Annotated in this window: 10 protein-coding genes; all 10 read right to left on the minus strand. The window is 38.7% G+C overall.

Features of this window, described 5'->3' with window-relative positions:
• Positions 1 to 32: 32 nt before the first annotated feature.
• The gene (gene argC, locus COJ96_RS23620) at positions 33 to 1,070 is read right to left on the minus strand and encodes an N-acetyl-gamma-glutamyl-phosphate reductase (protein WP_098576256.1); all 1,038 of its coding nucleotides are present in this window, start codon (positions 1,068 to 1,070) and stop codon (positions 33 to 35) included.
• A gap of 242 nt (positions 1,071 to 1,312) precedes the next feature.
• Positions 1,313 to 1,741 carry a DUF4395 domain-containing protein gene (locus COJ96_RS23625; protein WP_098576257.1) on the minus strand — a complete coding sequence of 143 codons (429 nt, stop codon included), beginning with the start codon at positions 1,739 to 1,741 and terminating at the stop codon, positions 1,313 to 1,315.
• Between the two features lie 152 nt (positions 1,742 to 1,893).
• Complete coding sequence (gene aroD, locus COJ96_RS23630) at positions 1,894 to 2,658, minus strand: type I 3-dehydroquinate dehydratase (RefSeq protein ID WP_098576258.1); 765 nt, start codon at positions 2,656 to 2,658, stop codon at positions 1,894 to 1,896.
• Between the two features lie 40 nt (positions 2,659 to 2,698).
• The gene (locus COJ96_RS23635) at positions 2,699 to 3,217 is read right to left on the minus strand and encodes a shikimate kinase (RefSeq protein WP_098576298.1); all 519 of its coding nucleotides are present in this window, start codon (positions 3,215 to 3,217) and stop codon (positions 2,699 to 2,701) included.
• A 146-nt stretch (positions 3,218 to 3,363) separates the two neighbouring features.
• The gene (gene nikC, locus COJ96_RS23640; RefSeq protein ID WP_098576259.1) at positions 3,364 to 4,263 is read right to left on the minus strand and encodes a nickel transporter permease; all 900 of its coding nucleotides are present in this window, start codon (positions 4,261 to 4,263) and stop codon (positions 3,364 to 3,366) included.
• 16 nt (positions 4,264 to 4,279) lie between these two features.
• The gene (locus tag COJ96_RS23645) at positions 4,280 to 5,287 is read right to left on the minus strand and encodes an ABC transporter permease (protein WP_098576260.1); all 1,008 of its coding nucleotides are present in this window, start codon (positions 5,285 to 5,287) and stop codon (positions 4,280 to 4,282) included.
• A 128-nt stretch (positions 5,288 to 5,415) separates the two neighbouring features.
• The gene (locus COJ96_RS23650) at positions 5,416 to 7,032 is read right to left on the minus strand and encodes an ABC transporter substrate-binding protein (RefSeq protein WP_098576261.1); all 1,617 of its coding nucleotides are present in this window, start codon (positions 7,030 to 7,032) and stop codon (positions 5,416 to 5,418) included.
• A 52-nt stretch (positions 7,033 to 7,084) separates the two neighbouring features.
• Positions 7,085 to 8,053, minus strand: coding sequence for an ABC transporter ATP-binding protein (locus tag COJ96_RS23655; protein WP_098576262.1), 969 nt, complete (start codon positions 8,051 to 8,053; stop codon positions 7,085 to 7,087).
• Positions 8,034 to 9,047, minus strand: a complete 1,014-nt coding sequence (locus COJ96_RS23660; protein WP_098576263.1) for an ABC transporter ATP-binding protein — start codon at positions 9,045 to 9,047, stop codon at positions 8,034 to 8,036. Before COJ96_RS23660 ends, COJ96_RS23655 begins: the two co-directional genes overlap by 20 nt.
• A 415-nt stretch (positions 9,048 to 9,462) precedes the next feature.
• The gene (locus COJ96_RS23665) at positions 9,463 to 10,227 is read right to left on the minus strand and encodes a MerR family transcriptional regulator (protein WP_098576264.1); all 765 of its coding nucleotides are present in this window, start codon (positions 10,225 to 10,227) and stop codon (positions 9,463 to 9,465) included.
• Between the last annotated feature and the right edge of the window lie 104 nt (positions 10,228 to 10,331).

A 10,331-nucleotide genomic window follows, 5' to 3' on the forward strand; every position in this document is an offset into this window, starting at 1 on the left:
TTCGTTCTCCAATTTAACAAGGTAGTATTTTCTTATGGATACATCGGAATGTCAGTGAGCCCCGTTCGCTCATCCCAGCCGTTCATCAAGTTCACATTCTGGATGGCCTGCCCGGCGGCCCCTTTAACCAAATTATCGATAACTGATATGATTGTAAGTCGATTCGTTCTTTCGTCAACATGAAGACCAATATCGCAATAATTTGAACCGGATACTTCTTTTGTCGAAGGGATATTCCCTTCAGGCCGCACTCTTATAAAATGAGACTCTTGATAAAAACGTTTATATAAATCTATAACTTTTTTCGTTGAAATTTTTTCTTTAAGATTTACATACATCGTGCACATAATTCCCCTGGTCATTGGTACAAGATGTGTAGTGAATGAAATCGTTAGTGGATTTCCACTTTCATCTGAAAGTACTTGCTCTATTTCAGGAATATGTTGATGTGCACCTAGTTTATACGCTTTTAAGTTTTCATTGATTTCGGAGTAATGAGTTGTTAAAGAAAGTCCTCTTCCTGCTCCGGATACTCCCGATTTTGCATCAACGATGATCGATTTTTCATCTATTAAATTTGTTTGTAATGCTGGTATAAGGCCTAGAGTTGTGGCAGTTGGATAACAGCCAGGATTAGCTATTAAGTTAGCAGTCTTTATTTTTTCTGCATAAATTTCACTTAATCCGTAGGTTGCTTGTTGCAAATATTTATCCTCTGCTGGTGAATGCTTATACCATGATTCATATATATCACCCGACCTGAGCCGGAAATCTCCAGATAAATCAATACATTTAATTCCAGTCTCTAAAAGCTGTGGAACATACCTGCTACTGACTCCCGAAGGTGTAGCCAAAAATACAATTTCGTTCTTTTCAGACAATCTATCAACATCAAATTTTTCAAGTGGTTGATCAGTAACTTCAGATAGGTGAGGATAAATTTCACTAAAGCTAGACCCTGATTGTGAGTTGGAAACAATTGAACCAATCTCCAAAAAAGGATGTTTATTGATTAACCTCACTAATTCAATTGCTCCATAACCAGTACCACCAATAATTGCAGCCTTCAATTTATCCAACTCCTAAGTTGCTTTTATAATGAATTATTATACATATTTACATATAAATATTCAATGAAAAAATAGCTTAATTTTCTGTTTTAATTGAAAATTACCCTCTTTATTTTTGTAAACGCTTTCATTAATAGGAGTAATATTATACATTTTTTATGCATTCTTATGTATATTAAAAAGACAGTGAACGGTTAAGTTCACTGTACTACTAAAACTGCATTAAAAATTAGCATTTATTTTTATTGAGACATTTTCCGTCGATGTTTATATTGGTTCCATTGGAAGTGGATGAAACATCCAACACAAAAACCTAAAATGGCTACAAACGCCGCGACAGTAACAAGAATAGTGAACACGTAACCTAGGGCAGTCCAACCAAGGAAAAAACTGATAAAGCCTATTCCAAGACACGATACGGCCAACTTCTGATTAAATTGCTGCTGCTCCCAATCTTCTGGGATATAGGACTTCGAGTCTTTTCTTAAGAATAATTTAGCAACATACATTACCGGATTAAATCCAACTAGCAATCCAAGTAAACCCGAAATTAATGGTATCAATAATAACCACTTACTACCTGACAACCAAGTTAACACAACACTTATGACAATAACCCACTGGTTTGTTCTTACAAGTGGACGAGGTATGGAACGAGTATTTTCTGTCATGACCTTTCAATCCCCACTTTTCCTATTGGCTTTATATACTTAGAGTCATACTAACCTGAATGAATTCGATTGTAAAGTAATTTTTCCTCTCAAATCTAAAAAAACACTCACCAGAGTGTTTTGAAACACTCACCAGAGTGTTTTGGTTAGATTTATAGGCTTTCATGCAGAAGATTTAATACGCTTCTTAATTCCTTAACTCCCACTTGTCCAGGGGCAGATGCTTTTTTCGCTGCTCCAAAAGTTAGAGCTGACCCAAATACTTCGCCGGCCAATCGACTAATGACTCCCTTACCTGCCATAGACATCGTTATAAACGGACGATTCGCATATTGCTCCTTCATTGTATTGGTTGCATCTAGGAGGGTGAGCACATCAGCTGTACAATTGGGCATCACAGCAATTTTCGGTAAATCACCACCTAATTCTTGCGCTTTCCTTAACCGAGAGATAATTTCTTCTTTTGATGGCGTTTTATGAAAATCGTGGTTGGAAATAATCACCAGGACATTTTCGGCATGAGCCATACCAATTAAGTCTTTTACTGACTTTTCATCATTGAATAATTCAACATCTATGATATCAACCAGGCCAGTTTCTACAATAATCTTGTTTAATTCAAAGTAGAAAGAAGTCGAAATTTCCTTATTGCCGCCTTCTTTATGACTTCGAAAAGTAAAGAGGATTGGTGTATTAGGAAGGATTGAGCGAATATCAATCAGTGCCTCTTTCACTTTCTCGATATCTTCTACATACTCAAAAAAGTCGACACGCCACTCGACTAGATCTAAGTCGATATCTTTAAGAAAATTTGCTTCTTCCTTTAATTGTGCAGCGGTCTCTGCCACCAAGGGCACACAGATTTTTGGGATTCCCTCCCCAATTGTGAGGTCTCTTACAGTAACAGTTTTAGGCATTTTCCCCGCTCCTTATTGATCTTTTGAAACTTCTAATAGTTTAGTCCACATAAGAAATTAATTCATTTACAATTAAGTCTGCAATTTCATCCGAAGTTTTGTAATTGGTGGAAATCCTTAAATGATGGTTCTTATAAATATCTTGTCTTTTATAATAAAGCTCTTCCATTTCTTTCATTGACTTTCCTTGTAAAACAGGGCGGCTGTCTATAATCAGCTGAATTCTATCTTTCCAGGCTTCCAATGATAGTTCGAGAAAAATCACAATACAAGAAGCTAAGCAAGTTTCTCTTATCTCTGTTTGGAGAAAGGCCCCTCCACCAACAGAAATAACTTTTTGCTTTTGTTCCGCTAGACTCACAATTAAGCTTTTTTCTCTATCTCTAAATTCAGTCTCACCAAATTCAGTAAATATCTGGGACACAGGCATGTTATACTCTTTTTCGATTTGTTCATCAATATCAATAAATTCACGATTGAGTTTTGTAGCAACCTTCTTGCCAATCGTAGTTTTCCCAACACCCATAAACCCAATAAACACAATACTCTTGTCACTCATCTCCAAATTACTCCAGACCTCCCGTTGCTTAAAACAAATTATTAAGCATAATTATAATGCTATTTTGAGATTTTAGACAATTTTTTAGGATTAATTTATCGGTGCCTGACACCAAAAGAAAGAGACCCGCACAGGAGTCTCTATATCTATTGTTTCATTTTCGGGTCTAGGATATCCCTTAGTCCATCACCCATTAGGTTAAAGCCAAGGACTGTCAGCATAATGGCTACCCCTGGGAAGAATAATGTCCAAGGTGCCTGCGTGATATAGTTTTTGGAATCAGCAAGCATTTTTCCCCATTCAGGTGTCGGAGCCTGTGCCCCCATTCCAAGGAAACCAAGGGCTGCTGCCTCTATAATAGCGGTGGCAATCGCTAAAGTGGCTTGAACGATTACTGGTGATATACTATTTGGTAAAATATGACGTAGTAGAATTCGTGTATCCTTCATTCCTACTGCACGGGCCGCCATAATATATTCTTCCTGTTTAACACTTAATACTTTAGAGCGAACGAGTCGTCCAAAGTTTGGGATATTAATAACCGCAATTGCGATTAGTGCATTTTGTAAGGATGGTCCCAAAATTGAAACAACCGCAATCGCCAAAAGAATACTTGGAAAGGCTAACATAATATCAAAAATGCGGGAGATAATTGCATCTACCCAGCGGCCGTAGTAACCAGCAACAATTCCAAGGAATGTCCCTGCCACAACAGACCCTAAGACGGAGAAAAAGCCCACCCACAAAGATATCCTAGCGCCATAAACAATCCGAGAAAAAATATCACGTCCAAAGTCGTCGGTCCCAAACCAGTGATCACTAGAAGGAGGGAGCATTCGATCTGTTAAGACTTGAGCTTTATAGCTATATGGAGCAATAATCGGGGCAATTATTGCAATAATGATAAAAAAGACAACAATCCCTAAACCAGCTAATGCCAGCCGGTTTTTATAAAATGAGATCCATGCTTCCTTCCAGGGAGGTGTCAGCTTTTCTTCAACAATTACCGTCGTTATATTTGCCGGTTTTTTTGCAAGTTCCGCCACTCTTCATTCCCCTCCTCTATTTCGTATATTTAATTCGTGGGTCAACAAATACATACAATAAATCCACGATTAAATTAATAAGAACAAAAATTGCCGCAATAATTAATATCCCTGACTGAATAACCGGATAATCACGGTAGCCGATAGCATCATATAGATATCTTCCAATTCCTGGCCAACCAAAGATGGTTTCCGTTAGAATTGCTCCTCCAAGTAAAAGGCCCGTTTGCAGCCCAATAATCGTAAGAACAGGGATGACAGCATTTTTTAAGGAGTGCTTATATACGACCCAAAACATGCTCAGTCCTTTTGCTCTCGCTGTACGGACATAATCCGACTTCATCACCTCAAGCATGGTCGCCCGTGTCATTCTTGCGATAATCGCCATTGGAATGGTGGCAAGTGCAATGCTTGGCAAGACCAAATGCTTTAGGACCGTGATAAATTGATCGGTTCTTCCTTGTATTAAAGTATCTATTAAATAGAAATTAGTAATCGCTGAAACAGGGTCTCTTACATTCTCTCTTCCCGTCGTTGGCAGCCATCCTAATTCAATGGAAAATACCCATTGTTCCATTAAACCAAGCCAAAAAATCGGCAGTGAAACTCCTATCAGTGCAAGCACCATCGCAACATAATCAAACCATGATTTTGAGAACCAGGCACTGACGATCCCTGCATTGACCCCAACAACGATGGCAATCAACATAGCTACAACAGTTAGCTCTGCTGTTGCTGCTAAGTAAGGCCATATTTCTTCGTTGATTGGCCCCCTTGTCCGTAGTGACTCACCTAAATCCCCATGAAGAAGGGCATTAATATAATCTACGTATTGTATGTACCAAGGCCTGTCTAGCCCTAATTCCTTCGTTAACGTGGCAATTGATTCTGCCGTTGCTCTTTGACCAAGAATTACCTGAGCGGGATTTCCTGGAATAGCATGGATAATAGCAAATACAACAAGCGTCATCCCTATTAATACAGGTATTAATGAAAACACCCGGCGAACTGTATATGTTAACAATTTATTTCACCTCACTGTATAGCATAAGCGCCTGGCTAGACGCTGCCACTCAACCTTTTTCTTCATTAATTATGAATATGCATAGCTAACAAAAGGGGAGGCTAAAATTCCTCCCCTTTCAGCCATGATTATTTAAATTCAACTTTAGTTAACGCTTCAGATCCAGTTGGGTGTGGTAAGTAATTGGCCACATCTTTCCCTGCTGCTAACAGCGGTGTAGAGTGAACAAGTGGTACCCATGGAGCATCATCATGGATAATCACTTGTGCTTCTTCGTAAAGTGCATTACGCTTTGCTTGATCTATTTCTGTTTGTGCTTTAATTAAGACTTCATGTAACTTGTCATTGCTGTATTGGGAATAGTTGTTACTTCCAATACTATCTTTATCAAGCAATGTGTATAAGAAGTTATCAGGGTCTCCATTATCACCTGTCCAGCCGAGCATGAACATATCAAATTCACCTTTTGCTGCTTTATCTAGGTAAGTAGCCCAGTCCACAGATTGGATTTTGGCTTTGACGTTGATTTTGCTAAGGCTCTCTTGAATAACTTCGGCTACTTTTTGTGCTTCTGGCATATAAGGACGAGCAACAGGCATTGCCCATAAGTCGATTTCAAATCCTTTTTCGTATCCAGCTTCTTTCAACAATGCTTTAGCTTTCTCTAGATCATATGGATATGGTTCAACTGATTTATTGTAGCCTTCGATGGAAGGAGGCATTGGATTGACAGCCTCTAGAGCCTTCCCGCCATAAAAAGCATCAATAATTGATTTTTTATCGACAGCATAGTTAATCGCTTGACGAACCAATTTGTTATCAAATGGTTTACGAGTAGTTGTTAAACCGATATAACCAACGTTCATAGAAGGACGTTCAATTACTTGGAGATTGGCATTTCCTTTAACCGTAGCTTCATCTGAATTATTTAGTCCATCCATTACGTCAATCTCACCATTGGCAAGAGCGTTCAGACGTGCAGTATTTTCAGGAATCACACGGAAAATAACTTTGTTTAACTTAGGCAAGCCTTTTTGCCAATAGTCAGGGTTCTTTTCAAGTGTAATAGTATCGTTTTCTTTCCACTCAACAAATTTAAATGGACCCGTACCAACTGGATTTTGTCTAAACTTGTCACCGTATTTTTCAACAGCTGCAGGGCTTGCAATTCCAAACGGAGACATTGCTAGATTCTTTAAGAATGGAGCCTGTGGACGTTTTAGTACAAATTGAACCGTATTGGCATCTAGGGCTTTTACTTCTTTAATTACATGGCCCTCATCCTTTTTATAACCACCAAACATAGTGTAATAAGGATATTTATCGGCATCTCCATTCATCCAGCGATCAAAGTTAAAAACAACCGCATCTGCATTAAAATCAGTACCATCATGGAACTTAACGCCTTGACGAAGCTTGAAGGTGTAAGTTAAGCCATCAGGTGTCACTTCCCACGATTCAGCAAGACCTGGATTAATTGTGGTATCTTGATCACCATATTGGATTAATGTTTCAAAAATGTTTTCTGTTACTTTAAATGCTTCGCCTTCAGTTGTTGTAATTGGATCTAGTGATGTAGAATCTCCACCACGGCCATATACTAGAGTATCCTTTTTCGCTCCGCCGCTTGTGGCAGGATCTTTCTTGCCGCCTGCTTCTTCATTCGTTTTGCTGCTGCAGCCAACTAAAAACATACTGATGGCTAGTAGAGAAATCAATAGCAGTTTAAAAGATTTCTTCTTCATAAGCTTTTTTAACCCCCTATATTTTTGTTTTCTTTATCATAAATGCAGCAAATCACTTGTTATATAAGTGACATGCGACAAAATGACCGTTCAGGTTTTGTTCCGCTGGTCTAGTATTTTTACAAATATCCATCACCTGTGAGCAGCGTGTATGAAAGGCACAGCCTGAAGGAGGATTTGCTGGACTGGGAAGTTCTCCTTCAATTAAAATGGTTTCTCTCTTAATATCTGGATCTGGTATTGGTACAGCTGAAAGTAGTGCTTCTGTATATGGATGCTTTGGATTCTCGTAAAGCTCCTCACTTTCAGCTAACTCTATTAATCTTCCTAAATACATCACGCCTACGCGATCACTAATATGGCGTACGACTCCTAAATCATGAGCGATAAAAATGTATGTAAGCTGGAATTCTTTTTGAATATCCTTCATCAGATTGAGAACCTGGGCTTGAATGGACACATCGAGTGCTGACACAGGCTCATCTGCAATAATCAGTTTCGGTTTCGTCATTAACGCTTTTGCAATTCCAATCCGCTGACGCTGACCACCACTGAATTGGTGGGGATATCTTTTGGCATGATAGCTGCTTAAGCCTACGACTTCAAGCATGTCTCTCACTTGCTTATTACGTTCCTCCTTTGTCCCAATTCCATGAACAATCAAAGGCTCTTCTAAAATCTGTTCGATAGAATGCCTTGGATTAAGCGATGCATAAGGATCCTGGAAAACCATTTGGATATCCCGGCGCGTTTTTCTTAATTCCGCTTTTGACATACTAGTAATCTCTTTATCTTCAAAGACAATCTTTCCGTCGCTAGCTTCAATCAAGCGCATAAGGAGCCGGCCAGTGGTGGATTTACCGCAGCCGCTTTCACCAACAATGCCCAATGTCTCTCCTTTTTTAACGTAAAAAGATACATCGTCAACCGCTTTGACCTCTCCTTGTTTCCTTCCAAACAGGCCGCCTGTAATCGGAAAGTACTTTTTTAAACCATTAACTTCAAGAAGTAATTCTGACATGGTTGTCACTCTCCTTCTCCAATGTATGTAGGAAACAGCGCACAACATGTCCGTCTTTTTCCGTTTTAAATAAATCCGGTGTTTCTTCTTGGCATTTGGTGAATGTCTCTGTGCATCTTGCCGCGAATCGACATCCCTTATGAATCGTCCCTGGAGTTGGGACTGCACCCGGAATACTATACAGCCGTTCTGTTTTCCCTCTTAAATCGGGTACAGATTTTAACAAGCCCTTCGTATAAGGATGCTGTGGATTTTTGAGAATCGTTCGAACATCACCCTGCTCCACGATTTGCCCAGCATACATGACAATGACGCGTTCACAAATTTCAGCCACAACCCCTAAATCATGAGTAATAAGAATGATCGTTGTATTTGTCTTCCTATTTAAATCCTTCATCAATGCTAGGATCTGTGCTTGAATTGTCACATCGAGTGCGGTTGTTGGCTCGTCCGCAATCAATACCCTTGGATTGCAGGCCATTGCCATGGCAATCATAACCCGCTGTCTCATTCCTCCCGAAAGCTGGTGAGGATGGTCTTTAATTATTCCTTCTGCCCGTGGGATTCCAACAAGCTTTAATAATTCAATACTTCGTGCCATTGCTTCTTTTTTTGAAAGGTCTGTATGTAAGCGAATCGCTTCAATTAATTGATTGCCAATCGTAAAAAGCGGATTTAATGATGTCATGGGTTCTTGGAAAATCATTGAAATCTGATTCCCGCGGATGTTGCGCCACTCTTTTTCAGATATATTTTTCAAGTCTTTTCCTTCGAAAATAATTTCGCCATTCTCGATTTTCCCGGGTGGTGTAGGAATCAACCCCATGGCTGTTAGTGAAGTAACACTTTTACCACTACCAGATTCACCTACAATCCCTAGTATTTCGCCATCTCTTAAATCAAAGCTGATACCATCTACAGCTGGAACGAATTTCTTCCCTGATTGAAATGACACCTTTAAGTCTTTAATTCGAAGAATAGGATCCTTTTCCACATTTACACCTTCCTGTTCATTCGTATGTTTTATGTATTCTCATTTATCAGAAATATAACAATATAGTAAATTTTAAAATAATTATGACATATATAACTTTAGTGGTACGTTCCATATTTGTCAATTACGTGAAAAAAGTTCAAAATATTCCAGTTCTACAGAGCCGCGTTGATGCAATAAAGTAAATTTGGCTTTTTTTCCAAAACTCTAAATTTAAATACTAAAATACTAAAAGATCCTAAAAATTAATAAAAAACCCTGCAAGACTATTGCTGTCTTACAGGGAATCTTAATAATATCTTTGGTACATCAATAATTACAGGGATAGTTTTTGGCAGGTAAATGTGCTTATACGTTTTCTTATACTCAACTTTTGTGCCCATAGTTTATATAGCTCCTGTTTCTTTTATAAAAATTATTTTTTCTTACCGGTATAAATATGAATGGCATCTCTTAGAAACGCTGCCGTACCGGGCTGTTCTTTATCATAATAGGCGGTAAATCTTTCATCATCCACGTACATTTGTGCAAGACCTGCATGAGCTTCCTTATTATATTCATTCCAATAGCAGCATAACCATTGTTTATGAAGATCAGCAGCTTTTTGAGCTAAATCTCCGGCAGGGTCTCCTGTTTTATAAGCCTCAGCTAGTGTTTCTGTTATCAGTTCAGCTAACTTAGTACCCACCTCATATTGCTCTTGTGTCATATTTTGAAGTTTTGCATTGGATTTATTTACAGTATCATCCCCATACTTTTCACGAATCTCTTTTCCATATCTTTCTTCATTTTCATCCACCATTTTCTTCTTAAAGCCCTCAAACTTCTCTTTATTTGACATTTTCATTCTCCCTTCCGTTACTGCAATTGTCTTATCCACATTTGCGATTAACAATTCTAATTGTTCCTTTTTCTCAAGGAGTTTTTTTCGATGCTCTTTCAGTGCAGCTGCCCCATCAAAGGAAGGAGCCGTTACGATTTCTTTGATGCTTTCTAAGCTAATTCCTAATTCCCTGTAGAATAAGATTTGCTGCAGGCGATCCACTTCTGCTTGCCCATAGATTCGATATCCTGATGAATTTATTCTTGCCGGCTTAAGAATCCCTATTTCATCATAATACCGTAGTGTTCTGGTGCTAACTCCTGCTAGACTCCCAAGCTTCTGTACAGTATATTCCATCCGCTTTCACCTCCTTGTAAAACTAACAATACACCTTTACGCAACGTCAAAGTCAATCATAATATCGCCTATTTTTTTAGAAAAAGGTGCCTGACACCACAGAT

It is taken from the genome of Bacillus sp. AFS073361 (assembly GCF_002567005.1).
Taxonomy (GTDB): domain Bacteria; phylum Bacillota; class Bacilli; order Bacillales; family Cytobacillaceae; genus Neobacillus.